This is a genomic window from Aquabacter albus, from assembly GCF_040049275.1.
In the GTDB taxonomy this organism is placed as follows: Bacteria; Pseudomonadota; Alphaproteobacteria; order Rhizobiales; family Xanthobacteraceae; genus Aquabacter.
Map to the genome: position 1 here is coordinate 346,326 of NZ_JBDZDT010000008.1, position 26,241 is coordinate 372,566.

Sequence of the window (26,241 nt, forward strand, 5' to 3'; positions counted from 1 at the left end):
GGCCCGGACGCCATCTCCCGGACCGCATCCTCGCCTCAATAGGCGATGAAGGCGCGGTATGCCTCGGAGAGATCGGTGACCGTGGCCTTCAGCAGCTTCTCCCCGTGCTCGGGGCAGGACATGGACGGATCGGAGCCGATGCGCCCGTCGGGATAGCGCATGCGGTAGTCGGTGGAGTGGAAGAAGTCGGAGCGCGGGTTGGCCACCTTCGGCGACATCTCCACATGCTTGATGTCGTCGGGCCGGTAGAACTGGGCGAGCGAGATCTCGGCGGCCGTGGCGTGGCTCCCGCTATTGCCGTGATAGAATTCTTCCGCCAGCGCCCGGGTGCGCCCGCCCGCCTGCCACATCATGGTCATGCAGCGGATCTTGAACCCGGCGGGATCGGGGCCGAGCGAGCCGTCAGCATAGATCTCGTCGAACGCGGACTTCAGCGGCGTGACGTTGCCGCCATGGCCGTTGAGGAAGAAGAACTTCTCGAAGCCGTGGATGGCGAGCGACTGCACGATGTCGCGCACCATGAGCGCCATGGTGCTCGGCCGCAGCGTCACCGATCCGGTGAAGCCGAGATGGTGCTGGGACATGCCGTAATTGAGGGTGGGCGCCACGTAGGCGTTGCATTCCTCGCCGACACCCTTGGCCACCACTTCCGCGCAGAGATGGTCGGTGCCGATGAGCCCGTTGGGACCGTGCTGTTCGGTGGCGCCGATGGGAATGATGATGCCGCGTGTGGTGTCCTTGGCGAGATAATCCTCGACCTCGGGCCAGGTGGCGTGAGCGAGCAGCATGACGCGGAACTCCTGAAAGCAGGCTCCGGCAGACAGGCTCCGACACGGCGCGCCCGTCCTGGAAGCATTGAGATGAAGCACACTGCGGCCTTCGCCGGAGGAGATGTGGCGACCGCATTTGCAGGTCCGCATTCTCGACGCTGCGCCAAGATTGTCAATATAGTTGCCAAAAGGAATGGATTATGAGCTGAATATAATCAGATCAACTTTTGTAGATGAAACTTTATTACTTAATTATCCTGAGTTTTCAGGAACGAGTATGCTTGTCTTTCGAGGAATGATGTAACTCTCACCGAATGGAAGGGCGACCGATGTCCCAAGGCGTGTCTCGACGGACCCTGTTCAAAACCGCGGCTGTCGCCGGGGGCGCCTTTGCCCTCGGCCAGATGCCGGGCGGCGCGGCCGCGCAGGCGGCGACCACGCTGAAGTTCGCCACCGGAACGGACGCCGTGACGATGGACCCGCATCAGGCGGTGGACATCCCCTCCGCACGCGCCTTCATGCAGGTCCACGAAACCCTCGTGGCGGCCGGGCAGGACGGCCAGGTGCGGGGCGTGCTCGCCGAGAGCTGGACCACCTCGCCCGACGGCCTCGTGTGGACCTTCAAGCTGCGCAAGGGCATCTCCTTCTCCGATGGAACGCCGTTCAACGCGGAGGCGGTGAAGTACAATTATGACCGCCTCGCCGACCCGGCCATGGCCTCCCCGCGGCGCGTCAGCGCCACCAACGGCATCGCCTCGGTGAACGTGGTCGACGACAACACGGTGGAGTACCGCACCAAGACGCCGCTGGCCCCGCTGCTGCTGCGCCTCGCCCACTACAACTTCGCCATCATGAGCCCCAAGGCGGCGCAGGAAGCGGGCAAGAACTACACCCGCGCGCCGGTGGGCACGGGCCCGTTCAAGATGGCCAAATGGGCGCAGGACGAGATGATGACGTTCGTGCGCAATGACGGCTATTGGGGCACCAAGCCCAAGCTCTCCACGGTGGAGTTCCGCGTGGTGCCGGAGGACAATACCCGGCTCCTCATGCTGCTCTCGGGCGACGCGCACCTCATTGCCAACGTCACCCCCGTCATGGTGCCGCGACTGAAGGGCTCGCCCAAGGTGTCGGTCGCCCAGGTGCCGAGCACCCGCGTGATCTATATCGGCATGAACCGGAACGTGGCGCCCTTCGACAAGCCGCAGGTGCGCGAGGCGGTGGCCGCGGCCATCGATTCCAAGGTGCTGGTGGACCAGGTGCTGCGCGGTTTCGGCACCCAGGCGGGCGCGTTCGATCCGCCGTTCATTCCCGGCTCCACCACCCTGCCGCCCTACAAGTACGACCCCGACCACGCCAAGAAGCTGCTGGCCGAGGCCGGCCTGCCCAACGGCTTCACTGCGGACTTCTACTTCACCACCGGGCGCTACCTGAACGACAAGGACGTGGCCCAGGCCATTCAGGCGCAGCTCGCCAAGGTCGGCATAACCCTCAACATGCAGAGCCCGGAATTCGGCACCTTCATGGGCCTGATCGGCTCGAAGAAGGCCAGCATGTTCATGGCGGGCAAGGGCAACCCCGCCTTCGACCTCGATGGCGGCCTCTCGCTCTACGTCACCACCGGCGGCGGCATGAACTACACCAATTATGCCGACCCGGAGATGGACAAGCTGGTGGCGCAGCAGCGCACCATCATCGACCCGGAGGAGCGCAAGGCGCTGCTGAAGAAGATCCTGGAGAAGATCCGCGCCGATGCGCCGGAGCTGGTGCTCTATTACGAGCAGATGATCTTCGCCATGCAGTCCAACGTGAAGGACGTGGTGGTGACGCCGAACGAGTACGTCTCGTTCGTCAACACCACCATCAACTGAGGCGCGCTGCCATGACGCGAAGCGGCACGGACGGGGCGATGGCGTTTGACGCGGAGGACATCCTCGCCGGGCTCCGCCCCTGGGTGGAGTGCGAGAGCCCGAGCTTCGATGCCGCCGCGGTCAACCGCATGATGACGCTGGCGAGCCGCGACTTCGCGCTCGCCGGCGCCCATATCGACCGCATCCCCGGCCGCCTCGGCTTTGGTGATTGCGTCAGGGCGCGGTTTCCCCATCCCAAGGCCAGCGAGCAGGGGATCCTGGTCTTGTGCCATCTCGACACGGTGCACCCCGTCGGGACGCTCGCCGCCTTGCCTTTCCGGCGCGATGGCGGGCGATGCTATGGACCCGCCATCCTCGACATGAAGGGCGGCACCTACACCGCGCTGCGGGCGTTGAAAGCGCTCCAGCAAGCTGGCATCGCCACGCAGCTTCCAGTCACCTTCCTTCTCACCAGCGACGAGGAAGCCGGCACCACCGCCAACCGCGACCTCATCCTCGCCGAGGCGAGCCGGCACTGTTTCATCCTGGCGCCGGAGCGCTGCCCCACCAATGGCGGGGTGATCTCCAGCCGCGCAGGCATCGCCCGCTTCTCTCTCGACGTGCGGGGCAAGCCGAGCCACGCTCTGGCCGCCGCCTCGGCTGGCTCGTCGGCGGTGCGGGAGATGGCCCGGCGCGTCCTCGAAATCGACGGCATGACCAGCCCGGCCAGCACCTTCGCCGTGGGGGTGATAAAGGGCGGCCAATGGGTGAATTGCGTGCCCATCGCCTGCCATGCGGAATCCATGGTGGTCGCCAAGACGCAGAACGATCTCGATGACGCGATCGCCCGCATGCACGCACTTGCGGGGACCGTGAACGGCGCGACCCTCATTGTCACCCATACCAACACCCGACCGCTTTGGAAGACCAATCCGGCGAGCCTCGCGCTCTACGAGCAGGTGCGCACCATCGCCGCCTCCATCGGCCAGACGATCCCGCTGGAGCCGGGCGGCGGAGGCTCCGACGGCAACATCACCGGCGTTGCGGGCTTCGCCACCATCGACGGCCTCGGTCTCAGGGGCGACGGCCTCCACACCCTTGAAGAACATATCGAGGTCTCAAGCCTGGCCGAGCGGGCAAGCCTTATGGCCGCACTGTTCCAGCATCTCTCCCCGCCGGCTTGAGACTAGAGGGCTGGAAGGAACCGGCGTGGCGCCCGGGCGCCATTTGCGGGGGGCGGCATCGCGCCGCCCACGCTCAGGACAGCATGGCCCCGTCGGGAAGCGAGCCAAAGCCCCGGTTTGGCGATGCCCCGCAAGATAAGCCACTTCCATTTAGCCCAAGAATTAGGCACGCACACTTTTCGCTCTGTTTTGGCCGAAAATACCCATTCTTTGTCCGAAAATGACGCCCCCATGCCCTTGCCGACAAGGGCTTGCTGCGGTGCAATCAGCTTCGAAATCGAAGTGAGAATGCAGCATTAGGCGCATCTAGTCTTTGATCAAACCGTAATCGACACCGCCGATCGCTTCATCGGGAGGGCGCTATTTGCCTTTTCGGGAAAGAAGACGCGATCTCGTGGAGCAAGCAATGCACAAGATACCCACAACCATCTTGACCGGCTTCCTGGGTGCGGGAAAAACCACCTTGCTCAATCACCTGCTGTCGCATGAATCCGGTGAGCGCATTGCGGTGATCGTGAACGAATACGGCGAGGTGGGCATCGACGGCCAGCTGGTGGTGGGCACGCAGGACGAGGTGATCGAGCTTAGCAATGGCTGCCTGTGCTGCACCGTGCGCGGCGACCTCATCGCGGCCATCGGCGACCTCATGGCGAGCGGCCGCCCCATCGACCGCATCGTGATCGAGACCTCCGGCCTCGCCGATCCCGCTCCGGTGATCCAGTCCTTCGTGCTCGACGACGTGCTCTCCCGGCGCCCCGCGCTGGATGCAATCGTCACGGTGGTGGACGCACGGCATCTTCCCCTCCAGCTTTCACAGGACGAAGCGCGCGAGCAGATCGCGTTTGCCGACGTGATCCTCCTCAACAAGACTGACCTCGTCGACGCCGCCGCCCAGGCAGCCGCCGAGCGCGATGTGCGCCGGCTCAACCCCATGGCGCGGCTCCACCGCACCCGCGACTGCGCCGTCGAGCGCGCCCATGTCTTCGACATCGGTGCCTTCGACCTGCAGAACCTCCTCCGCATCGATCCCGCGCTCCTGGACGCGCACGAACACGAGCACGACGCGGACATCGCCTGCATCGCGGTGCGCCATGCCGGCGCGCTGGATCCCGTGCAGTTCAACCGCTTTCTTTCGCAGCTCGTCGCCGAGAAGGGCGCGGACCTTCTGCGCATGAAGGGCATCGTCGACTTTGCCGGTGAGGCGCGCCGCTACGTGTTCCACGGTGTCCACATGACGCTGGACGGCCGGCCTGGCCGGCCTTGGGCGCCGGGCGAAGTCCGGCTCAACCAGATCGTCTTCATCGGCCGCGGCCTCGACGCCGCGATGCTGACGGAGGGGGTCGCCTCCTGCCAGGCAAAACTGCCGGCGCTGGCATCCTGACCATCATGCGTACCCAAAAAACAAAACCCTCCGGAGCCCTGCCATGCCAACACTCCTCGCCTCCATGGTCAGCCTTGGGATCCTCGGCGCCATCGACACGTACATCACCGCCACCATCCTTCCCCTGCCCGTCTGGGTCACCTTCATCGCGTGGGCGTCATTCTTCGCCTGCGGCGGCGGCCAGCACGGCTTCATCAAGTCCGTTGCGTCCAACTGGACCGGCATCGTCATCGCCACCCTCAGCCTGCTGGCCATCGCGCACGGGTGGAACCACCCGCTCTACGCGGCCATCTGCGTCGGCCTCGGCACCTCGGCCATGATCCTCGCCTCGGCCGTGCCGCTGCTCAATTTCCCACCGGCCATCGTGTTCGGCTTCGCCTCCTTCGTCGGCACCTCGATCGCCACCGGCAAGGATGTCCTCACCACGGACCTCTCGCACCCCGCCCTCGTCACGGCGGCGGCGATGTTGCTGGGCGCCGCGTTCGGATACGCGTCCCAGCTCGGCACCCAGATGCTCGCCCGCAAGGGCGTCCCCGCCACCACCTGAACATCGCGATCAAGCGCTCGGAAAGGAGCACGCCATGAAGCTGCAGCATTATCTCGGCGGCCTTGAGGGGCTGGGGCCGGTGAGCGTGGAAACACGCGTCTTCGTGGAGCCGTGGGAAACCCGCATCTTCGGCATCCACACGGCCATGATGGCCCTGTCTTCCCAATTGCCCCTGCCGGCAACGCCCTCCACCTTCCACACGGTGTGGACCTGGGCGGACCTGCGCAAGGGGGCGGAATCCCTGAACCCCTTCGACTATTTCAAGTTCCGCTATTACGAGAAATGGCTGGGCGGCATCTGCGGCTATTTCATCGCCAACGGCTACATCACCGAAGAGGAGCTGGAGGCGAAGACCCGCGAATATTATTCGGACCCGGGCAAGCCCTTGCCGGAGGCCGGTTCAGCGGCGATCGACGCGCGGATCGTGCAGTACCTGGTGGAGGGCGACAGCCCGAAGCGGGATGTGGCCTTCACCCATGACTTCGCAGTCGGCGACACGGTCGAAATCCGCAATGTCCCGAGCGTGGAGCACACGCGCCTGCCCGGCTTCCTGCGTGGCCACAGCGGCGAGGTGGAGACGGTCTATCCGGGCGCCTACACCTATCTGTGCGACACCGGCGCCGACGGCATCGGAACGCCCATGCCGGTCTATTGCGTGAAGTTCGATCCGGCCGCCCTCTGGCCCGGCAATGCCGAGCCGAACTTCACCCTCTATGCGGACCTCTACGCCGCCTATCTCGCCGCGCCGGCCGAGGCCGACGTCGCCGCAGCAGCCTGAGCCTGTTCCCCCAGACCGGAGCATCCTATGGATCCCCGCTTCAATTTCCCCGAAGACCGCGAAGCCCGCAGCGCCGCGCGCGCAAGGGCGCTCGAAGCCCTCCTGATCGAGAAGGGCGTCATCACCGCCGGGTCGGTGGACACCGTGCTCTCCTTCTTCGAGACCAAGATGGGGCCTTTCAACGGCGCGAAGATCGTCGCCCGCGCCTGGACGGACCCGGCGTTCAAGGCGCGCCTCGTGGCCGACACCCCGGCGGCCATCGCCGAGCTGGACCTGCCGGCGGGCATGGCGGGGGCGGAAGGCGAGCACATGCGCGCCGTGGCCAATGGCGAAGGGGTGCACAACCTCATCATCTGCACGCTCTGCTCCTGCTATCCCTGGCCGGTGCTGGGCCTGCCGCCCTATTGGTACAAGGACCCCACCTTCCGCAGCCGGGCGGCACGCGAGCCGCGCGCCGTGCTCAATGAATTCGGCCTTGCCGTCCCCCCGGACGTGGAAATCAAGGTGTGGGATTCGAGCGCCCAGATCCGCTGGTTCGTGGTACCCGAGCGCCCCGCAGGCACCGACGGGCTCGACGAGGGGCAACTGGCGGCCCTGGTCACGCCCGAGGCGATGATGGGCGTCGCCGTGGCCAAGGCCGCCTGACGGGGAGGCTCCGATGCTGACCCGTTTCGAGCACTTCGCGGTGACCACCATGACCGGGGCGGCCGACACGCCGCCCCGCGCCAACGGCGCCCTCTGCTTCGGGCAGGAGTGGGAGCGCACTGCCTTCGGCGTCGCCCTGGCGCTCGCCCGGGATGGGCATTTCGAGTGGGAGGATTTCCGCTCGCAGCTCATCGCCTCCATCGAGGGATGGGAGCAGGGCCACGCCCTCGATGACCCCTCCTGGAACTATTACGAGCAGTGGCTTGCCGCTCTGGAACAGGCGGTGATCGAAGCCGGGCTCGCCTCCCGCGCGGAGATCGATGCGCGCCTCGGCGGCGCATCGGCCTAGGTCAATCGAACCCGGCGGCAGGGGCCGCCTTTCCTTCGCTGCAAGACTGGACACGCACCATGCACATCGAGCCCGGTATCCTCTCCGCTGGAAAAATCCTCGCCGCAAACGCGGCCGCCGTCGCCACCCTCGGCAGCCATGCGGGCGGCTTCCTCCGCCGCCCGCTGGACCTGGTGAAGACGCTCCTCGCGGCCGTGTTCTTCTCCATCTTCATGCAGATGTGGCACATGTCGGTCGGGCCGTCGGAACTGCATCTGATCGGCGCCTCCACCATCTATTTCACCTTCGGCTTTTTGCCGACCCTGTTCGGCTTTGCCCTCGGCCTGCTGCTCCAGAGCGCCCTGTTCGAGCCGCAGGACCTCATCCATCTCGGCGTCAATTCGCTCTCGCTGATGGTGCCGCTCATCGCCGCCCATGCGGCCGTGGGGCGGGTGTGCTTCCGCGACGGCGGCGCGGCGGGCGACATCGCCAAGCTGAAATGGGCCACGGTGTTCAAGTTCGACGGCATCTATTACAGCGGCGTCGTCGCCATGGTCGGCTTCTGGCTGGCGCTCGGGAACGAGGCCACGCCCTTCACCGACTGGGGCCTGTTCGCGCTGTCCTACCTGCCGCTGGCGCTGTGCGAGCCGGCCATCAGCCTCGGCCTGCTGCGCCTGCTGGCACGCTTTCGCGACACCGGCCTCATCCGCCGCTTCACGGCGCTCGACCGGCTGGAATTTGCCTGACCGGAGGGGCGGGGCAACACGCCCCACCCTTCGCCTCGCATGACGCCGCCGTGCAGGCACGTGCAGGCGAGGCTATGATTGACGGCTTGGAGGCGCCCATGCGCATCGTGATCCTCGCTCCACCCGGTGTTCAATCGCTGGACGTTGTCGGCCCCGCGGAGGTGTTCTGGGAGGCCGCCCGGCGGCTCGGCGACCCGAGTGCCTACGAGGTGCAGGTGATGGCGACCACGGACGAGCCGGTGCGCGGCACGGGCGGCCTTCGCTTCCTCGCCGACAGGACCATTCACGACCCCGACGAGCCCATAGACACGCTGCTGGTGGGTGGGGACCCCTCATTCCAGGTCATCGACCCGGCGGTGATGGACTGGCTTCGCCGAAGGGCGCCGGGCGTGCGCCGTTACGGCTCGGTCTGCACCGGCGTGTTTCTGCTCGCGGCTGCCGGCCTGCTGGATGGCAAGCGCGTCACCACCCATTGGGAGTGCGCCGGCCAGTTGAAGGCCGAGTATCCCCACCTCGCCATCGACACCGACCAGATCTTCATCCGCGACGGCGCGCTCGTGACCACCGCCGGCGTCACCGCCGGCATGGACCTCGCCCTCGCGCTGGTGGAGGAGGATTACGGCCGGGATCTCGCGCTCATCGTGGCGCGGTACATGGTCATGTTCCTGAAGCGGCCGGGAGGGCAATCGCAGTTCAGTGCGCATCTGGTGGCGCAGATGTCCGGCAAGTCACCCATCCAGCAGGTGCAGGAATTCGTGCTGGGCCACCTCGCCGAACCTTTGACCGTGGACGCCCTCGCCTCCCGCGCGGGCATGAGCACGCGCAACTTCTCCCGCGTCTTTCGGCGCGAGATGGGCATGACGCCGGCTGATTTCGTGGATGCCGCGCGGCTGGACCACGCCCGCCGGATGCTCCAGGACACGACCATGCCGGCCCAGCGGATTGCCGCGCTGTGCGGCTTCGGCAATGTCGACGCCATGCGGCGCACCTTCGTCCGCAATCTGGGGGTCAGCCCCGTCGATTACCGGCGCCGCTTCCGGACGGCGTGGACCGATGCCGGCGACAAGCTTCAGGCCGTGACCCTGAAGGAGGATGCGCGTTTCAGCGGCGCGTCTCGCCCCACCGCCGCTTCGGCGGCGGGCTGACGCGGGCATGGATCCGCGCAGCCCGCGCGGCGCAGGACCTGGAATTTAATTCTCCGTTTGATCTTCGCAGAACGGCTGTGGCGCAGCGGGATGCTTCCTGTCACAATCTGTAGGCATGCCTACCAAAGCGGCAGACATCGCGCGTCCGTAAGCGGAGACGTTATGCTGGAGACAGTGAGCCAGGCGTCCGATTTCATCGTCATCAACGATATCGACGTGACATATGGAGAGGGCGAGGACGAAGTCCTTGCCGTCAAGGGCGCATCCATGACCATCAGCGAAGGCGAGTTCGTCGCCGTCGTCGGGCCGAGCGGGTGCGGCAAGTCCACCATCCTGAAGGTGGTGTCCGGGCTGCACCGGGTCAGCCGGGGTTCCGCCAAGGTGGAAGGCGAGGAGGTGGTCCGCCCCACCAAGATTTGCGGCATGGCGTTCCAGAACGCGACCCTGCTGCCCTGGCGCACGGCTCTCGACAACGTGCTGCTCTCGCTGGAGATCTCCCCGGCCACGGAGGCGCAGTTCCGCGGCCGCAAGGCCGAGTTCCGGGAGATGGCGCTGGAGATCCTGGCCCTGGTGGGCCTCAAGGATTTCGCCTCGAAGTATCCATGGGAGCTGTCGGGCGGCATGCAGCAGCGGGTCTCGCTCTCGCGGGCCCTCATCCACAAGCCGCGCATGCTGCTGTTGGACGAGCCGTTCGGCGCGCTCGACGCCTTCACCCGCGAAGACCTCTGGAACGTGCTCCAGAAGCTGTGGTTCGAGCTGCGCCCCACGGTGATCCTGGTGACGCACGATCTGCGCGAGGCGGTGTATCTCGCCGACACGGTGTACGTCTTCTCTCCCCGCCCCGGCCGCGTGCTCTCGCGCACGCCCATCGACATCCCGCGTCCGCGCAGCCTCGAGACCACGTTCGAGCCCGGCTTCCAGGATCTGGTGAACGGCCTCAGGACCCAGATTCAAAGGCCCGCGTCATGAGAAAGAAGAAGAAGAACCGCAACGCCGTGCTCGTGCCGCTGCTCATCACGGTGGCCTTCTTCGTGCTGTGGGAGCTGTTCTGCTGGGCGTTCAAGGTGGATGTGTTCATCCTGCCGCGTCCGAGCGTGATCCTCGCCTCCATGTGGAACCACCATACCATCATCCTCACCAACTCGATCCAGACCTTCGTCACCACCATGCTCGGCTTCGGGCTCGCGGTGGCGGTGGGGCTGCTGCTGGGGATGCTGGTGGGGGCCTCGCCCGCCGTCTACCAGGGGGTCTATCCCATCATGGTGGGGCTCAACTCCATCCCCAAGGTGGCGATCGTGCCGATCCTGGTGATCTGGTTCGGCATCGGCGCCGTGCCGGCGGTGCTCACCGCCTTCTCCATCGCCTTCTTCCCCATCATGGTGAACGTGGCGACGGGCCTTGCCACCATGGAACCGGAATTGCGCGACGTGCTGCGCTCACTGGGCGCGCGCAAGTCGCACATCCTCTGGAAGGTGGGCGTGCCCCGCTCCATGCCCTTCTTCTTCGCCTCCCTGAAGGTCGCCATCGGCATGGCCTTCATCGGCTCGGTGGTGTCCGAGACCATGGCGTCGAACAACGGCATCGGCTTCCTTATGATGACCGCCAGCGCCCGCTTCGACGTTCCGCTCGTCTTCGCCGGGCTCTTCGTCATCGCGCTGATGGGCGTCGGCATGTACGAATTCTTCGCCGCGCTGGAGCGGCGCGTGACCTTCTGGGCCATGCGCGGCAACGAAATCGTGACATGACGCGCGGGATGTCTTTTCCTCGCGGAGGACCCGACAATCCCTGCGCGGAGCGCCGCGCCGGCACCCCGCCGGCCTGAAACGTCACCCCTCGCCCGAAGATACAAAGCACGCGGGCGAGGCTCCCCATCTTCCAGAGAAGGACCTCAAACCATGCTGACTGAGTTCCGCAGCCAAGGCGCCCTTGCCGGTGCCGTGCTTTCAGCCCTGCTTTGCGCCAGCGTCCCGGCGGCGGCGCAGGTGGAGAAGAAGGACATCAAGATCAGTCTCGACTGGGCGTTCCAGGGGCCGCAATCCATCTTCACGCTGGCCGAGGCCAAGGGCTATTTCAAGCGCGAGGGGCTGAACGTCACCATCGACCGGGCGTCCGGCTCCAACGAGACCGTGACCCGCGTCGCCTCCGGCGCCTACGATTTCGGCTGGGGCGACTTCCCCACCATGGTGAAGTACGACGCCACCAATCCCGGCAACCGGCTCATGGGCGTCTACATGTCCGGCGACAAGTCGGCCAATGCCATCATGACCATCAAGGGCAAGGGACCGGCGACGCCGAAGGAGCTGGAAGGCAAGACGCTGGGCTCCACCGCCGGCAGCGCGGCCAATGCCATGTTCCCGCTGTTCGCCGAGAAGGTCGGCATCGATCCCGCCAAGGTGCAATGGAAGATGGTCAGCGGCGCGCTGCGCGAGCCCATGCTGGCGCGCGGCGAAGTGGACGGCGTCGCAGGGTTCGTGACCTCCTCCTTCATGAGCCTCGTGGAGCTGAATGTCCCCGCGAAGGACATCATCGTCATGAACTACAACGATTACGGCCTCACCCAGTATGGCACCACCATCTGGGCCAAGGCGGAGTTCGTGAAGGCCAACCCGAAGACGGTGGCGGCCGTGGTGCGGGCCTATAATGCGGCGCTGAAGGACGCCATCGCCGACCCCGATGCCGCGGTGGCGACCCTGAAGTCGCGCGACGGGCTCCTCAACATGGATGTGGAGTGCAAGCGCCTCATGGTGTCGCTCGCCCTCACCGCCACGCCCAATTACGAGAAGGAAGGGCTGAGCACGATCGACGAGAAGCGGCTCAACGATTCCATCGGCGAGATCCGCCGCGTGTTCGGCTTCAAGGAGGAGATCCCCGCCGACACGGTCTTCACCTCCGAATTCCTGCCGCCGAAGGCGGAGCGGATGCCGCCGAAGCTCGGCGCCTGCAAGGCGGGATGAAGACGGTTTTCACGCGCGCAACGCTCCCCTCCTCGACGAGACGGAGCATTCGCATATGAAGCAAAAAACCGTCATGGCCGGGCCTGTCCCGGCCATCCACGGGGCTCCGCCAGGTGCGCGCTTAAGGGATGGCCGTCATGCCCGGGACAAGCCCGGGCATGACGGCGCACCGGATGTGATCATCGCGGAACGACAGCCTTCCCCTCATGGGCCGCCGATTCCACGATCCCCTGCATGATCGCCACGTTGTGGATCGCCTCTTCCGGCAGCACGCGATAGGAGCCGCGTCCGGCGCAGGTGTCGGCGAACTCCTCAAGCTCCGCCGTCAGCGTGTCGATGGGATCGAAGGTCTTCACCTCCTCGGGGCCGCCCGGAGCCTTGGTCCAGCCGCCCGGCGCGCCCGCCGGCCGCAGCCAGCCGGTGTTCGCTTCCGGGGCGATCTGGGCGATGCCCTTGGTCCCGTAGACCGTGAGGAAGGATTGGAACGGGGACACGAAGATGGTGCCGAGATAGCCGGTGGCACCGGAGGAGAACTGGAACAGCGCCGAGGTGGTGTCGTCCATGTCCACGGGCACCGCGCGGCGGATGGCATTGGCGTTGAGCCGGGTCACCGGCCCGAGCAGCCAGGTGAGGAGGTCGATCATATGGATGCCGAGGCCGGAAATGGCGCCTCCGGGGCTCTCCGTACGGTTCGCCCGCCAGCGGTCCTCGGTGTAGCCGAGCGCGCCGGGCGCAGAGATGTTCGCCTCCGCATGCAGGATCGTGCCGAGCGCGCCGCTGTCGATCTGCTCCTTCAGCCACGCGCCGCCCGAGGAGAAGCGCCGGTTGTGGCCAACCGCCAGCACGACACCGGCCTTGCGGCAGGCCTCGGTGGCGTCGGCACCGTCGCTCGGCTGGAGGGTGAAGGGCTTCTCCACGAACACATGCTTGCCCGCCGCCGCAGCCATCCGCACATGATCGCCGTGCATGGAATGGGGCGTGGTGAGGATGACGCCGTCGATCTCGGGGTCGGCCAGCGCCTGCTCGTAGGTTTCGATCGGCCGCGCGCCGAAGCGGGCGGCGAATGCATCGCGCTTCGCCTTGGAGCGCGAGACGCAGGCCACGATCTTGATCTTGTCGGACCCTTCGACGGACTTCGCCAGCTCGTCGGACCACCAACCAAGGCCAATGGACGCGACTTTCAAAGGCAACTGGGACGGCATGGCGTGTTTCCTCGTGCGGTTTGGAAATTGGCGGTGCGAGGCACAGGGCTGCTGATATAGAAAAACATCACCCTGCGAGGCGTTCGCAGCGCGCCGGGATGATCGAAGCAGGAGCACGAAAAGACAATGCCGTTTGTCGTACTCCGTTACATCAGGGCGCACGTTGTCGTGTCGTCGGGAAGCCCATCATGACAAACCGTGTGGTTCAGGCATCGAAGGTTGCCATCGTCACCGGCGCCTCGCGCGGCATCGGCGCCGCCTGCGCCATCGCGCTGGCGAGAGGGGGCCTGCGCGTCTACCTCGTCGCCGAGGGGACCGAGGAGGAGCTGCGCGCGGTCTCCGCCGACTGCGTCGCCGCCCATCCCCAGGCGGCGGAGTGCGCCTACGGCCTGTTCGATCTCTCGAAGCCCGAAGCTGCCATTGCTGTGGCGGAGGCGGCGGCCTCCGCGCTCGGGCGGGTGGACGTGCTCGTCAACAATGCCGGCATCCGCATCCGCAAGCCGTTCGGCACGTTCTCCAGCGCGGAGTTCGACGAGGTGTTCGCGGTCAATCTGCGAGCCGCCTTGCTCCTCAGCCAGGCCGTGCTGCCCTTCATGCGCGCGGAAGGCGGCGGGCGCATCATCCATATGGCAAGCCAGCTCGGCCTCGTGGCGGACCCCGGCGCCGCGCTCTACGGCATGACCAAGGCGGCGCTGATCCATCTCACCCGCGTCATGGCGCTCGAGCTTGCGATGGAGAACATCCAGGTCAATGCGGTGAGCCCGGGGCCCATCGGCACCGACTATTATCTCGAGCGGGTCAGGCAGGAGCCGGATCTGCTCGCCCGCCGCCTCGCCGCCGTGCCCATGAAGCGTCTCGGCACGCCCGAGGAGGTCGCCGAGGCGGTTGCCTTTCTGGCCACCACGAACGCCAGCTACATCCAGGGCCACAATCTGGTGGTCGATGGCGGCTTCATCATCCACTGAACGCTGGCGACCGCCAGTTCTTCTCAGCGGCGGTCGCTGCGGTGGGCGATGCTTCGGATCATGGAGAGCTCCACCGCGAGCACATGCTGACGCATCAAGGCTTCGGCCTCGCTCGTGTCCTGGTCGAGGATGGCCGCGTAGATGCGGTGGTGGGCCCGGTGGCGCTCGCGCACGTCGGCAAGGTCGAATGCCACGACATTATGGGCCGACGCCTGGGGGATGCGCTGGCACAGGCGCACCACGTCCTCGACCAGAGTGGAGCCCCCCGCCGCGATGATGGCGGAATGGAAGATCTCGTTGTTGCGGGCATAGGCCGCCCGTTGCGCCTCGCGGTCCCCTGCTCCGGCGAGGACGCGGTCGCCGTCCTCCAGTGAGTGCTCGATGATGCGCCGGGCGTCCTCGGGCAGGCCCCGCTCGGCCGCAAGCCGCGCCGCCAGCCCCTCCGCCAAGGCGCGCATCTCATAGGCCTCGACGATTTCCGAGAGACGAACCTCGCGCACGGTGAAGCCGCGATTGGGCACGTAGCTCAGGAGCCCTTCGCCGGCCAGCGTCTGCAGCGCGGCGCGCACGGGCGTGCGGGAGACGTTCAGCTCCTGGCTGAGATGCACTTCGTTGAGGCGGCTGCCCAGGGGGTAGATGCCGTCCAGCAACGCCTGGCGCAGATGCTCCAGAAGCCAGGCTGAGCGCGTCGGCCTGGCTGTGCTTTCCACGTCTTTTTCCAAAACCTTCTGCTGCCTGGACTGCACGCTGCGGATTCCGTTCGCCGTCAAAGACTCGATGCGCCTGTCGCACACGTTCTTATCACGAATTCCGCCCCGCCCCAGCCGGCTGCCCCAGCGTAACTGTACACACTTATTGCTTGACCGCCGACTAAATGTATACAGTTATCGCCTGACTTGAATTTGTGATGGGAGATGGGGCTTGAGCTTGCCTCGCAATTTCGTGGTTTCCCCCGAGGTCCATGCGCTGCCGGTGGCAGGGTCTGAGGCGCTGTTCGCCGTGCGGCGGATCTATTGCGTCGGCCGCAACTATCTCGACCACATCCGCGAGATGCAGGAGGCGGACGAGCGCGACCCGCCCTTCTTCTTCCAGAAGCCCACGGACTCACTGGTGCAGGACGGCGCCACGGTCCCCTACCCGCCTTATACGGACGACTACCAGCATGAGATCGAGCTGGTGGTGGCCATCGGCCGCCCCGGCACGTCGGTGTCGGTGAAGGACGCCGAGAGCCTCGTCTTCGGCTATGCGGTCGGGCTGGAAATGACCCGCCGCGACCGCCAGCGGGAGGCGCGGGACCGCGCCTGGCCGTGGGAGATGGGCAAGTCTTTCGACCAGTCCGCCCCCTGCGCGGTGATCCATCCCGTGAGCGAAGTGGGCCACCCCAAGAGCGGCGCCATCACCCTTTCGGTGAACGGCGCGGAGCGGCAGAGGGGCGACCTCGCCGAGCTGATCTGGAACGTGCCCGAGATCATCTCGAACCTCTCCCACCAATATGAGCTGAAGCCCGGCGACCTGATCTTCACCGGCACGCCGGCCGGTGTCGGCCCCCTCAAGCCGGGCGATCGCCTGGAAGGCGCCATTGCCGGCCTCGGCACCCTTCACCTGACCATCGGCCCCAAAGGCGAGTGAGGTGGCCATGCTTCCTACCGAACGCATCAGCTATTCCCCCATCGCCGGCCGCAAGCCGCTGAAGCTGCCGGACGGCGGCCGGGTGGCCGTCTGGGTCATCGTGAATGTGGAAGAGTGGGACCCGCGCGAGACCATGCCGCGCACGGTGCTCACCCCGCCCGCCGGCGGCGCCCCCACGCCGGACATCCCCAACTGGGCCTGGCACGAATACGGCAACCGCGTGGGCTTCTGGCGCATGCTGGAAGTGCTGGACGGCCTCGACATCACCGCCGCGCTCGCCATCAACGGCACGGCCATCCACAGCTATGAGCCCATCTCCCGCGCGGCGCTCGACCGCAAATGGGAGTTCATGGGCCACGGCCTCACCCAGAAGAACATGCAGAAGGTGGCCGACGAGCGCGCGGACATCCTGAAGACCCGCGACCTCATCAAGGACTATACCGGCGCCGCCCCGCGCGGCTGGCTCGGGCCGGGGCTCACGGAGACCTGGGAGACCCCTGACCTCCTGGTGGAAGCGGGCTTCGACTATGTCTGCGACTGGGTGCTGGACGACCAGCCCGTGTGGCTGAAGACCCGCACAAAGCCGATCCTCAACGTGCCCTACACGCAGGAATGCAACGACGTGGCCATGATGCTCATCCAGCATCACGTCGCTGCCGAATACCGCAACCGCGCCATCGACCAGTTCGAGCAGATCTATGCGGACGCCCGCGAGTCCGCGCGCGTCGTGGCGCTTGTGGTGCACCCCTACATCATGGGCGCCCCTCACCGGCTGCGCTACTTCCGCGAAGCGCTGGAACACATCCGCAAATACAAGGATGCGCTGTTCTGGACGGGCGCCCAGATCCACGACTGGTACATCCAAGAAACCCGCTAAACCAAAGCACCTTCCAGAAATATAGGGGATTATAATGGCTGCAATCGATACGTCCGGGGCCAAGAACCAGGGCGCCGGATCGAAGATAACCTTTGCCGTCGGCATCGCCGTTCTGGTGATGATCCTGTCCTACTGCGTCAACGCCATGGACCGGACCATCTTCCCGCTCATCCTCTCGGATGTGCGCAAGGAGTTCGGCTTCAATCTGCAAGATGCCGGGCTGATGTCGACGGTGTTCACCTTCGGCATGGCCATTGCCGGCCTTCCCACCGGCTATCTGATGTCGCGCCTGTCCCGCAAATCGGTGATGCAGGTCGGCATCCTGATCTATTCGCTCGCCACCATCGTGACCATCTGGGCCACGGGTTTCGCGGACATGCTGTTCTACCGCGCCGTCTCCGGTGTCGGCGAGGCCATGCAGCTCACCGCGCTGCTGGCGATCTTCTCCAGCTATTTCCAGAACAACCGCGCCGCTGCCGTTGGCACGCTGAACATCGCCTATGCGGTGGGCGCCATCGTCGGCCCGGCGCTGGGCACCACGCTGTGGACCGGCTACGGAAACTGGCGCGCGCCCATGGTGTGGTTCGGCATTATCGGCCTCGTGATGATGGTTTTCATCGCGCTCGTCGTGCGCCCCTGGCTCAGCGAGGCCAACGCCGCCCCCAGCGCCGGCGCGAAGCGCACCACCGGCGGCGCCACCACGCTGCGCAACCCGAACACGGTGGTCCTCGCCGTCCTCGCCGTCGTTCTGGGATTCGCCCTCTACGGCTTCCTCGGCATGTATCCCACCTTCCTGCGCGAACAGCTTCATTTCGCCCCGCAGGATATCGGCCGTGTCATGAGCTTCTATGGGCTCGGCGCTCTCGTCTCGGTGGGCGCCGGCTGGCTCGGTGACCGCTTCTCGCCCCGCGTGGTGCTGCCGCTCAGCTATCTGTTCGGTGCCGGCGTCTGCGCCCTGCTGTTCAACGGGCCGACGGCGTTCGTGGCGCAGGCTGCTTTTTCGTTCGCCCTCGGCATGGCGTTCAGCGGCATGATCTTCGTCAATCTGGTGGGCTACAGCGTGAAGGCGGTGAGCGGCGAGCTGGCGGGACGCGCCTCCGGCATCTTCGTCACCTGCCTTTATGGCGCTGCCACGGTCGCGGGCTATCTGATCGGCTGGCTCGCGGGCCAGGTCGGCTGGGTGACGGCGGGCAACACCCAGCTCGTGGGCCTGTGCATCGTGGGCGCCGCGATTTCGCTTCTGATTTCCCCCTCTAAGATGGCCCGGCCCGCAGCGTGAGCTGCGGGTCGCCGTTTCAACAAAGGCTCATTTCATGTCCGATGCGCGGTCCGACCTCCCCGTGGTGAAGGTCAATGTCTTCCCGGGTGGCTTCAACTGGGGCGTCTATGTGGGGATCGACAAGGGCTTCTTCGCCGAGCACGGCATCGCCGTGACGGTGGAGGGCACCCCCAATTCGGTCACCCAGATGACCGACTTCTCCCAGGGCAAGTTCGACATCGCCATGACGGCGGTGGACAACATCGTCGCCTATGTGGAGGGGCAGGGAGAGGCGCCCATCGGGCCGCAGCCGGAATTCACCGCCTTCATGGGCAGCGACAACGGCTTCCTGAGCCTGGTGACGCAGCCGGCCATGAGCAGCGTCGCCGCCCTTCGGGGTCAGGTGCTGTCGGTGGACGCCATGACCACGGGCTATGCCTTCGTGCTGTTCGACATCCTGCGCCGCGCGGGCATCGGGCTTCAGGATTGCTCCATCGTGCGTGTCGGCGGGATGATCCAGCGCTATCGCAGCCTCCTCGCGGGCAATGAGGTGGGAACGCTTCTGTCTGCCCCCTACAATCTCATCGCGCAGGCCAACGGCCTTGTGGAGCTTGTGAAGGCCCACGCTGTGATCGGCCCCTATCAGGGAAACGTCGCAGCGGCGCGCCGGCCCTGGCTCGCGGCCAACCGGGACAAGGCACAGGCCTATGTCCTCGGCTATCGCAAGGCCATCGACTGGCTGGTCGATCCCGCCAACAAGGCCGAAGCCATCGCCGTGCTCCGGCGCAACCTGCCGGATATGGCGCCGGAAGTGGCCGAGGGAAGCTATGGCGAGCTCCTTGACCCCGCCCATGGCTTTTTCCGGGGCTGCAAGATCGACATGGATGGGCTCAAATGCGTCCTCGAGCTGCGCAGCCGGTATACCGGCGTGGCGCTGGACCTGGCCGATCCGCTCAAATACTGCGACCTCAGCTTCCAGTGAGCGAAGCGGGCCGTCGCCCACTGAACTCATGAGGTGGGGCAATGCCCCACCTTCCCTCCGGAACGGCATTCAGGCGGGCTGCTGCCCGGCTGCCTCCAGGATCAGCGCACTGATCGCATCCGGATGCGAGATGAGCGAGAGGTGGCTTGCCCTCACCTCGATGGTCTTCGCGCCCATGCGCTTGGCCATGAAGCGCTCGAGATCGGGATTGATGGTGCGATCCTCGGTCGAGACGGCGTAGAAACTGGGCTTGGACCGCCACGCGGCATGCGCCGTCTTTCCCGCCAGAAGCGCCTTCTGGAAGGGCTGCTGAACCGCATAGAGAACCATCGCTTTCTCACGCGGCAGATCCCCCGCAAAGTCGCGGAGAAACGCCTCCTGGCTCAGCCGCCCTTCGTCGCCGTCGAAGACGATGCCTGATGAGGCCGGCGGCGTCGGATAGGTTTGGGCCAGGGCTGTATAATCCTCTCCCGCATCCGGCGCGCGCGCGGCCACGTAGACGAGCGAAGAGACGTTGGGGTGCACGCCCGCTTCGGTGACCAGCATTCCGGAGAAGGAGTGTCCGACCAGAACGGTCGGGCCGTCCTGCCGTGCCAGCACGCGCTGGACCGCCTCTACGGCCTCGGGCAGCGTCGTCAGCGGGTTCTGCACGGCGGTTGCGTTCAGGCCCGCCGCCTGGAGCCGCGCGATGACCTCGGACCAGCAGGAGCCGTCCGCGAACAATCCGTGCGCGAGCACCACGTTTCTGGTCTTGCCTGGAGCGGCCGTGATCGGAGCGGCGCCGGCCGGAGCGGCATTCGCCGTTGCGCGAGCGCCCATCATCGCCATGGCGGCGGCGCCGGCCAGAGTGGCGGAGAACATGCGTCTGTTCATCATAGTCATCTCGGTGCCCTTTTCGATGCGGCCGCCGGTTTCAGCGGACCGGGGCGGTTGCGATACACCAACAGGATAAATGCACCCCGGTTCATCTCAAGTAAAATTATAAGTAATATCGTTTAATGACCGCGATTACTTTGTTTATGCATTTAATACCTAGGTATATGCGGCATGCCTGAATATGGAACAGCCACATATCCCGGGACAGGGATTCGGCGAAGGGCGCCTCGCGCGATCACAAGATCGGCGTCTGCCAGCAGCCCTCACGCACGCGCGTGGGGAGCTGATGGCCCACGCGGTGGGACCCGGGCGCCAATGATGCAGACCGCCCGCGCCATCGTCGGCGGGCCTTTTCCAGGCAGGGGAGGCAGCCCCACCTATACCTTGGTTTGGTGGCCAGCAAACCAAGAGACATAAAACAAAACCTCTGTAGAATTATAAAATCGTCCAGGCAGATCTAGCATGTCCTTACTCAAACAGGAGTGAGGAACATGAATACCTTCACGAAGACGCTTGCGGTTGCTTCCACCCTCGCCGTGATGGCGGCCTCCACTGCATTCGCCGACCCCTATGTCGGGCCGGAGAATGAGCAGCAGTACCAGGTCTCCAGCCAGGAAGTGCTGAGCCCTTATGTGGCTGCGAAGCCGAACGCGGCGATGACCTCCCCCGCCGCCCGGCCTGTTCTGACCACCCCGACCGCCGATCCCCACTGGGGCCCGGCTTTCGACCCCGACGTCGACTGACCCCCGCACGACGTCGGGCACGGAAGATCGAAATGGAGCGCAATATCTCCATGGATCTTCAGGTCACCATTGCCGTCAGTACGCTCGTGCTGACGGCAATGGCCGACGACGAACCACGGCAGCAAACCTGCGTATGATTCAATTTTCTCGCGTCAGGGCCCATCTTGCTTTCAGGCAGTGTCGCGTTCGCACGGACCGCGAGGGCTTCGCCCCACGAGAGGATGTCCAGGGTGTCCAAGTCTCCCATGATCACCATCGTCGATGACGACGAGGCGGTGCGCACGGCCATCGGAAGTCTGGTGCGTTCGCTCGGCTTCCGGGCCAGCACGTTCGCGTCGGCCGATGCATTCCTTCATTCGGAGCGCGTGCACGACACATCCTGCCTGATCACCGACATCCAGATGCCCGGCCTGTCCGGCATCGAGCTTCAGGCCCGGCTGCGCGCCGAGAGCAATGCGGTGCCCATCATCTTCATCACCGCCTTCCCGGAGGAACGCATCCGGCGCCAGGTCATGGCGGCCGGGGCAGTCGGCTTCCTGAGCAAGCCGTTCGACGGCGGCGCCATCATCGACTGCATCGAGCGGGCGCTCGGCGCCCCCGCATGATGATGCGCCTGGCCGGCCACCCATGCTCGCGCACTTGCAAATCGCGAGACTTGAGAGAGTAAATCCACAACCACGTCTGGAAGCCGAGGACCCGATGTCCAGATCAGGCGGTGCGATGCTGGAGGATGCCGCAGCGACCGGCACCGCAAAGCGGTGGCTCATGCCGGCCATGGCCGCGAGCCTCGCCGCGGCAATCTTCATCGTCGACACGCTTTCCCCCCTCGATATGGCGATCGCGGTGCTCTACGTGGTCGTGGTGTTGCTTTCCGCCGGCTTCGTCGAGCGTCGCGGTCTGCTTCTCGTGGGCTTCGCATGCATCTGCCTCACGCTGCTGAGCTTCATCATCATCCATGGGCAGGACTACAACCTCGCCTCCACGATGCGCGGCGTGGTGGGCGCCGCCGCCATCACTGTGACGACGCTGCTCTCGCTTCGAAACCAGAAAGCGACCCGTTCGCTGCGCGAGCAGGCCGACCTCCTCGATCTGACGCACGATGCCATCTTCGTGCGCGATGACGCCGACACCATCACCTATTGGAACCACGGCGCCGAGAAACTCTATGGCTGGTCGCGGGCGGAAGCCCTTGGGCGGAAAGCCGCCCGCCTGCTGCAGACGGTCTTCCCGTCCGCCACCGCCGAGATCCGCGTTGAGCTCCATCGCACCGGACGGTGGGAGGGCGAGCTCGTTCACACCAGGAAGAACGGCGCGCGCCTCGTGGTCATGAGCCGGTGGTCGCTCCAGCACGACGAGCGGGGCCGGCCCATGGCGACCATGGAGACGAACAGCGACATCACGGAACACAAGCGCGCCGAGAACGCGCTTCACCAGGCGCAAGCGGAGCTGGCGCACGTGACGCGCATCACCACCATGGGCGAGCTGACGGCATCCATCGCCCACGAAATCAATCAGCCGCTCGCGGCCGTGGTCACCTATGGCGAGGCGTGCCTGCGCTGGCTGGGGCGGGACGTGCCCGACATCGGCGAGGTGCAGGCCTCCGTCCAGCAGATCATCCGCAACGGCCGCCGGGCCAGCGATGTGGTGGCCCGGCTGCGCTCGCTCGCCCGCCGCAGCGATCCCGAACATGTGCCGGTGGATGTGAACGAGGTCGTCGACGACATCCTGCTGCTGCTCGAGCGCGAACTGTCCAGCCACCGCGTCGCGCTGCACCTTTCCCTGGGCGCGGGCCTGCCGCGCGTGCTCGGCGACCGGGTCCAGCTGCAGCAGGTCGCCATCAATCTCGCACTGAACGCGATCCAGGCCATGGACGCCGTCCCCGAGGGGCAGCGGCGCCTGGAGATACGCACAGTGGTGGACCACGCAGAGGCGGGCGAGACTGTCCTTATGGACGTCAAGGATAGCGGCCCGGGGGTGGACCCTCAGACCATGCCCATGCTGTTCGATGCCTTCTACAGCACCAAGACGGAGGGAATGGGCATGGGCCTGTCCATTTCCCGGTCGATCATCGAAGCCCATGGCGGCCGGATCTCCGCCGCTCTGAACGATGAGGGCGGAATGTGCTTCAGGGTAACGCTGCCCGTGAACGAGGAAACCGTGTCGTGACCAGTCCTTCGGCGTCTCGCCACACCGCGCAACCGACCGAGCCGCTCGTCATCGTCGTCGATGACGACGACGCACTGCGCGAAGCACTTTCCAGCCTGTTCCGGTCGATCGGCCTCAGGGTGGAACTCTTCGCGTCCGCGGGAGAGCTGCTCGCAGCCACGCTGCCGGATATCCCGCGCTGCCTGGTACTCGACATCCGGCTGCCGGGGGTGAGCGGCCTCGATTTCCAGGCCCAGCTCGCGAGGACCGCAGTGGACATGCCTATTATCTTCATGACCGGGCACGGCGACATTCCCATGTCGGTTCGGGCGATGAAGGCCGGCGCAATCGACTTCCTGACCAAGCCGTTCCGCGACCAGGACATGCTCGATGCGGTGGCGACCGCCATCAATCTCGACCGCGCGCGGCGGGAGGCCAGGAAGGCCGTCTCCAGCATCCAGGACCTCTACGGGACGCTCACCCCGCGCGAAAAGCAGATCATGGCGCTGGTTACGTCCGGCCTGATGAACAAGCAGGTGGCCGCCGAGGTGGGACTGAGCGAGATCACCGTCAAGATCCACCGCGGGCACGTCATGAAGAAGATGGAAGCCCGCTCGCTGGCCGATCTGGTCCGCATGGCCGAGACGCTGGGCCTTTCAGGCGCCGGGATGTGAGATCCGCGGCGAATGCCGGGCATCTGCGATTTGCAAGCGCCCCCTCCTTAAGGGTGATCGGGAGACGGAAATAAAATGGTAGGATGGGTGCCGACGGATGCCTTGGCCCGCCAGATACAGCCGAGGTGAAGACCCGCTGCGCCGGACAGGAGCGCCCAAAACACGATAAGGGAGGGAGCGCGCGATGCCTCGCAAACGCCTCTGGAACGTGTTCGCCGTTCTGCTTCTCTCGTGCCTCGCCACCGGAGCGGGACTTGTTCCCGCCGCGCTGGCACAGGGCACCGCGCCTGCGGCCGATACCAATCAGGCCAAGGCGCCGGAACCGCTGAGCGAGGACGAGCTGGAAGTCCTGGTGGCCCGCATCGCGCTCTATCCGGACGAGCTCGTCGCCCTCATCTCCAGCGCATCGCTGTTTCCACTCCAGATCGTCGAGGCGGCGCGCTTCCTCGATCGCTACGCCAAGGACAAGACCCTCAAGCCGAAGCAGAGCTGGGACGGCAGCGTGATCTCCCTGCTCAACTATCCCCAGATCGTGGAGATGATGAGCGACGATCTGGAATGGACGCAGGCCTTCGGGGATGCCCTGACCTTCCAGCAGAAAGATGTTCTGGTCGCCATCCAGCAGCTGCGCGAGGAGGCCGTCGCCAAAGGCGTCATCAAGAGCGATGACAAGATCAAGGTCACCCATGAGCAGGACAATGTGATCATCCAGTCGGCCAGCACGGAGCATATCTATATCCCCCGCTATGAGCCGGAGATGTTCTATGAGCCGGGCTACGCCATGGCCCCGGTCACCTATTATTCCGACTCCTATCCCAGCTATTACTATCCGGGCGCCACCTTCTTCGCCGCCGCGGTGACCGGCGCGGTCTTCGCGGCGGCAGTGGATTGGAACGACTGGGGCGTGTGGGGTGGCCGCTGGAATGGCGACGTCGACGTCAATTGCAACAGGTGCCTCAACAATGTGGACATAGACCGCAAGATGAACTTGAACGACATCGACTGGAGGAATGTCGATCGCGACAAGATCAGCATCGATCGGGATCAGTTCGCCAAGTTCGACCGCACCAATATCAGGAACGACATCAAGGCCGACCGCTCCAACAGCTTCAAGGAGAGGGCCGCCAGCGTGAACCGCGACCGCCCGGCGACGCAGCCAGGCCGGGCCTCGCAGGCGAGTGACATCCGCAAGAATGCCATCGAGGGCTTGAAGACGCCGGGAGCCGTCGCCGCCCGACCCAATGTCGCGCGCCCGGACGCCGCGCGGCCCAGAGCGGGCAGCGATGTCAGGCGGCCCGATACACCCCGCCCCGCAGCCTCTCGGCCCGACACGCCCCGTCCGGCGGCCTCGCGGCCCAACGTGAACAGGCCCCAGGCCTCGCGACCCTCGGGGCCTCCAAGGGCCGGCGCCAGGGTCGATCACCGTCCCGCGCACCCCTCCGGTCTCGGCAATGTGCAGGCCGGCCGGGTTTCACAGATCCAGTCCCACCGCGGCGCGCAGGCCATGGGCGGGGGACATCGCGGCGGCGGCGCGCCCAGGGCCATGCCGCATGGTGGCGGCGGCGGCCGCAGGCGTTGATCTCTCGGGGAGGCTCACATGATCCAGACCATCCTGTCGGTTCGCATCCCCCTTCTCCTCATGCTCGCCATCTCGGCGGGCGCGACGGCCGGCTTCGCCCAGCCGCAGCCGGGCGCCGCCCCGCCATCGGGCCTCGCCGCCCTGGCGGCGACGAACCCGAAGCAGCCGGTGTTCGACGATCCGGCGGCCGCGGCCGAGGCGTTCCGCGCGCTGCTTGCCGCGGACAAGTTCGATGAGATCGCCGATCTCCTCGGGCTCGACAGCGCGAAGCTGAAGGCGAGCGACGGCACCCAGCAATCCTATGCCGACATCCGACAAGCCGCCGCGGAGGGGATCATCCTCAAGGATCTGGGGGACGGGAAAGTGCTTGAGCTGGGGAAGAAGCTTTGGCCGTTCCCCTTCCCGCTCAACAGGGACGCCAAGGGCAAATGGTCCTTCAATACGCAGGTGGGCCTTGAGGAGATCCGCAACCGACGCATCGGCGAGAACGAGCTGGAAGCCATCGCCACCGTGCGGGCCTATGTGGACGCCCAGCGGCTCTATGCGACCGTGGACCGGGACGGCGACGGCGTGCTCGAATTCGCGCAGAAGCTGGTGAGCAGCGAGGGCCAGACCGATGGCCTTTACTGGCCCGCCGACCAGGGCGACGGTGAGAGCCCGGCCGGGGACATGGTCGACACCGAGGCGATGGACAAGGCACGGCGCGGCGAGGGGTATTTCGGCTACCGCTTCCGCATCCTCACCGGCCAGGGGGACAATGTGGCCGGCGGCAAATACGACTACATCATCAACGGCAACATGATCGCCGGCTTCGCCCTGCTGGCATGGCCGGTGACATACGGGGAGACGGGCGTCCACACCTTCGCGGTGAACCAGAACGGCATCGTCTACGAGACCGACCTCGGCCCGAACACGGAAACGATGGTGCGCTATATCGACCGCTTCAATCCAGATGACGACTGGCAGGTCGTAACCGACTGAGGGTG

Annotated in this window: 27 protein-coding genes; 23 read left to right on the plus strand and 4 right to left on the minus strand. The window is 65.8% G+C overall.

The window, feature by feature from the left end; all coding sequences use genetic code 11:
* Window positions 1-35: 35 nt before the first annotated feature.
* Window positions 36-788 (minus strand): creatininase family protein, encoded by a 753-nt coding sequence (locus ABLE91_RS21755; protein ID WP_348934231.1) that lies wholly within the window; start codon window positions 786-788, stop codon window positions 36-38.
* A 323-nt stretch (window positions 789-1,111) separates the two neighbouring features.
* On the opposite strand from ABLE91_RS21755, the gene ABLE91_RS21760 reads away from it, so the two are divergent.
* From ABLE91_RS21760 to ABLE91_RS21815, 12 genes are all read left to right on the plus strand, one after another.
* A complete protein-coding gene (locus ABLE91_RS21760) occupies window positions 1,112-2,638 on the plus strand; it encodes an ABC transporter substrate-binding protein (RefSeq protein WP_348934233.1) in 1,527 nt (508 codons plus the stop codon).
* A gap of 38 nt (window positions 2,639-2,676) precedes the next feature.
* Complete coding sequence (locus tag ABLE91_RS21765) at window positions 2,677-3,801, plus strand: M20/M25/M40 family metallo-hydrolase (RefSeq protein WP_348934234.1); 1,125 nt, start codon at window positions 2,677-2,679, stop codon at window positions 3,799-3,801.
* A 406-nt stretch (window positions 3,802-4,207) separates the two neighbouring features.
* Window positions 4,208-5,182 (plus strand): CobW family GTP-binding protein, encoded by a 975-nt coding sequence (locus ABLE91_RS21770; RefSeq protein WP_348934236.1) that lies wholly within the window; start codon window positions 4,208-4,210, stop codon window positions 5,180-5,182.
* Between the two features lie 43 nt (window positions 5,183-5,225).
* On the plus strand, window positions 5,226-5,729 hold the full coding sequence (locus tag ABLE91_RS21775) for a DUF1097 domain-containing protein (RefSeq protein WP_348934238.1): 504 nt from the start codon (window positions 5,226-5,228) through the stop codon (window positions 5,727-5,729).
* A 34-nt stretch (window positions 5,730-5,763) separates the two neighbouring features.
* Window positions 5,764-6,507 carry a nitrile hydratase subunit beta gene (gene nthB, locus ABLE91_RS21780; protein ID WP_348934240.1) on the plus strand — a complete coding sequence of 248 codons (744 nt, stop codon included), beginning with the start codon at window positions 5,764-5,766 and terminating at the stop codon, window positions 6,505-6,507.
* 27 nt (window positions 6,508-6,534) lie between these two features.
* On the plus strand, window positions 6,535-7,152 hold the full coding sequence (nthA, locus tag ABLE91_RS21785; protein ID WP_348934241.1) for a nitrile hydratase subunit alpha: 618 nt from the start codon (window positions 6,535-6,537) through the stop codon (window positions 7,150-7,152).
* Window positions 7,153-7,165: 13 nt separating this feature from the next.
* Window positions 7,166-7,501: a nitrile hydratase accessory protein gene (locus ABLE91_RS21790; RefSeq protein ID WP_348934243.1), complete on the plus strand. Its 336-nt coding sequence runs from the start codon at window positions 7,166-7,168 to the stop codon at window positions 7,499-7,501.
* 59 nt (window positions 7,502-7,560) lie between these two features.
* On the plus strand, window positions 7,561-8,226 hold the full coding sequence (locus tag ABLE91_RS21795; RefSeq protein WP_348934245.1) for an energy-coupling factor ABC transporter permease: 666 nt from the start codon (window positions 7,561-7,563) through the stop codon (window positions 8,224-8,226).
* A gap of 98 nt (window positions 8,227-8,324) precedes the next feature.
* Window positions 8,325-9,371 (plus strand): GlxA family transcriptional regulator, encoded by a 1,047-nt coding sequence (locus ABLE91_RS21800; protein WP_348934247.1) that lies wholly within the window; start codon window positions 8,325-8,327, stop codon window positions 9,369-9,371.
* A gap of 162 nt (window positions 9,372-9,533) precedes the next feature.
* Entirely contained in the window at window positions 9,534-10,340 is an 807-nt protein-coding gene (locus ABLE91_RS21805; protein WP_348934248.1) for an ABC transporter ATP-binding protein, read from the plus strand.
* Window positions 10,337-11,116: an ABC transporter permease gene (locus ABLE91_RS21810; RefSeq protein ID WP_348934250.1), complete on the plus strand. Its 780-nt coding sequence runs from the start codon at window positions 10,337-10,339 to the stop codon at window positions 11,114-11,116. The genes ABLE91_RS21805 and ABLE91_RS21810 overlap by 4 nt, the downstream gene beginning before the upstream one ends.
* Window positions 11,117-11,266: 150 nt before the next feature.
* Window positions 11,267-12,325: an ABC transporter substrate-binding protein gene (locus tag ABLE91_RS21815; protein WP_348934251.1), complete on the plus strand. Its 1,059-nt coding sequence runs from the start codon at window positions 11,267-11,269 to the stop codon at window positions 12,323-12,325.
* 179 nt (window positions 12,326-12,504) lie between these two features.
* On the opposite strand, the gene ABLE91_RS21820 is transcribed toward ABLE91_RS21815, so the two are convergent.
* Window positions 12,505-13,527, minus strand: coding sequence for a Gfo/Idh/MocA family protein (locus ABLE91_RS21820; RefSeq protein ID WP_348934253.1), 1,023 nt, complete (start codon window positions 13,525-13,527; stop codon window positions 12,505-12,507).
* A 188-nt stretch (window positions 13,528-13,715) separates the two neighbouring features.
* Here ABLE91_RS21820 and ABLE91_RS21825 point away from each other — a divergent pair, with 188 nt between their 5' ends.
* Window positions 13,716-14,492 (plus strand): SDR family NAD(P)-dependent oxidoreductase, encoded by a 777-nt coding sequence (locus tag ABLE91_RS21825; protein WP_348934255.1) that lies wholly within the window; start codon window positions 13,716-13,718, stop codon window positions 14,490-14,492.
* Between the two features lie 23 nt (window positions 14,493-14,515).
* Here ABLE91_RS21825 and ABLE91_RS21830 read toward each other — a convergent pair whose 3' ends face one another.
* A complete protein-coding gene (locus ABLE91_RS21830) occupies window positions 14,516-15,202 on the minus strand; it encodes a GntR family transcriptional regulator (RefSeq protein ID WP_348934257.1) in 687 nt (228 codons plus the stop codon).
* A 211-nt stretch (window positions 15,203-15,413) separates the two neighbouring features.
* Between ABLE91_RS21830 and ABLE91_RS21835 the strand changes: the two genes are divergently transcribed.
* Genes ABLE91_RS21835 through ABLE91_RS21850 form a run of 4 tightly spaced genes read left to right on the plus strand, consistent with a single transcriptional unit; the run spans window position 15,414 to window position 19,238 of the window.
* Window positions 15,414-16,121, plus strand: a complete 708-nt coding sequence (locus ABLE91_RS21835; RefSeq protein ID WP_348934258.1) for a fumarylacetoacetate hydrolase family protein — start codon at window positions 15,414-15,416, stop codon at window positions 16,119-16,121.
* Between the two features lie 7 nt (window positions 16,122-16,128).
* A complete protein-coding gene (locus ABLE91_RS21840; RefSeq protein WP_348934260.1) occupies window positions 16,129-16,998 on the plus strand; it encodes a polysaccharide deacetylase family protein in 870 nt (289 codons plus the stop codon).
* A 34-nt stretch (window positions 16,999-17,032) separates the two neighbouring features.
* Window positions 17,033-18,277 carry an MFS transporter gene (locus ABLE91_RS21845; protein WP_348934261.1) on the plus strand — a complete coding sequence of 415 codons (1,245 nt, stop codon included), beginning with the start codon at window positions 17,033-17,035 and terminating at the stop codon, window positions 18,275-18,277.
* A 34-nt stretch (window positions 18,278-18,311) separates the two neighbouring features.
* Window positions 18,312-19,238 (plus strand): ABC transporter substrate-binding protein, encoded by a 927-nt coding sequence (locus ABLE91_RS21850; RefSeq protein WP_348934263.1) that lies wholly within the window; start codon window positions 18,312-18,314, stop codon window positions 19,236-19,238.
* Window positions 19,239-19,307: 69 nt separating this feature from the next.
* Here the strand turns inward: ABLE91_RS21850 and ABLE91_RS21855 are convergent, their stop codons facing one another.
* Window positions 19,308-20,066, minus strand: coding sequence for an alpha/beta fold hydrolase (locus ABLE91_RS21855; protein WP_510181984.1), 759 nt, complete (start codon window positions 20,064-20,066; stop codon window positions 19,308-19,310).
* 539 nt (window positions 20,067-20,605) lie between these two features.
* Between ABLE91_RS21855 and ABLE91_RS21860 the strand changes: the two genes are divergently transcribed.
* From ABLE91_RS21860 to ABLE91_RS21885, 6 genes are all read left to right on the plus strand, one after another.
* Entirely contained in the window at window positions 20,606-20,857 is a 252-nt protein-coding gene (locus ABLE91_RS21860; protein WP_348934265.1) for a hypothetical protein, read from the plus strand.
* A 221-nt stretch (window positions 20,858-21,078) separates the two neighbouring features.
* Window positions 21,079-21,462 carry a response regulator transcription factor gene (locus ABLE91_RS21865; protein ID WP_348934267.1) on the plus strand — a complete coding sequence of 128 codons (384 nt, stop codon included), beginning with the start codon at window positions 21,079-21,081 and terminating at the stop codon, window positions 21,460-21,462.
* Window positions 21,463-21,556: 94 nt separating this feature from the next.
* Window positions 21,557-23,023: a two-component system sensor histidine kinase NtrB gene (locus ABLE91_RS21870; RefSeq protein ID WP_348934269.1), complete on the plus strand. Its 1,467-nt coding sequence runs from the start codon at window positions 21,557-21,559 to the stop codon at window positions 23,021-23,023.
* Window positions 23,020-23,676, plus strand: coding sequence for a response regulator transcription factor (locus ABLE91_RS21875; protein ID WP_348934270.1), 657 nt, complete (start codon window positions 23,020-23,022; stop codon window positions 23,674-23,676). Before ABLE91_RS21870 ends, ABLE91_RS21875 begins: the two co-directional genes overlap by 4 nt.
* Window positions 23,677-23,860: 184 nt before the next feature.
* Window positions 23,861-25,255 (plus strand): DUF3300 domain-containing protein, encoded by a 1,395-nt coding sequence (locus tag ABLE91_RS21880; protein WP_348934271.1) that lies wholly within the window; start codon window positions 23,861-23,863, stop codon window positions 25,253-25,255.
* Between the two features lie 18 nt (window positions 25,256-25,273).
* The gene (locus ABLE91_RS21885; protein ID WP_348934272.1) at window positions 25,274-26,236 is read left to right on the plus strand and encodes a DUF2950 family protein; all 963 of its coding nucleotides are present in this window, start codon (window positions 25,274-25,276) and stop codon (window positions 26,234-26,236) included.
* The last annotated feature ends 5 nt before the right edge of the window (window positions 26,237-26,241 follow it).